The sequence below is a fragment of the Paraburkholderia sp. SIMBA_054 genome, assembly GCF_046534875.1.
Taxonomy (GTDB): Bacteria; Pseudomonadota; Gammaproteobacteria; order Burkholderiales; family Burkholderiaceae; genus Paraburkholderia; species Paraburkholderia hospita.
Genome location: NZ_JAWRXV010000992.1, coordinates 1 through 263, shown reverse-complemented (window position 1 = coordinate 263; position 263 = coordinate 1). Strand labels below are relative to the sequence as shown.

The 263-nt window shown below is 62.4% G+C and carries 1 protein-coding gene; it reads left to right on the top strand.

The window, feature by feature from the left end; translation table 11 throughout:
* Positions 1-263 (top strand): HD domain-containing phosphohydrolase (locus SB822_RS58110; RefSeq protein WP_410859243.1); only part of this gene is annotated, 263 nt, incomplete at both ends.

Below are 263 nucleotides of genomic sequence, written 5' to 3'. Positions count from 1 at the left end.
CGACGCTTTGCTGAAAACGCCGATCGCGAAGCTGCAACCGCAGGAAGCGAAGCTGTACCAGCTTCATCCGCTGCATGGCCAGATGGCGCTCACGCCTGTTTCGCAATTGAGCGCGGTGCAAACCATGATCCGCCACCAGTACGAGCGTTACGATGGACGCGGTACGCCCGATGGCCTCGTCGGCGGATTGATTCCGTTGGGCGCGCGCGTGCTTGCTTTGGCGCGCGACGCCGAAGACTTGCGCATCGGCGTAATTGCACCGC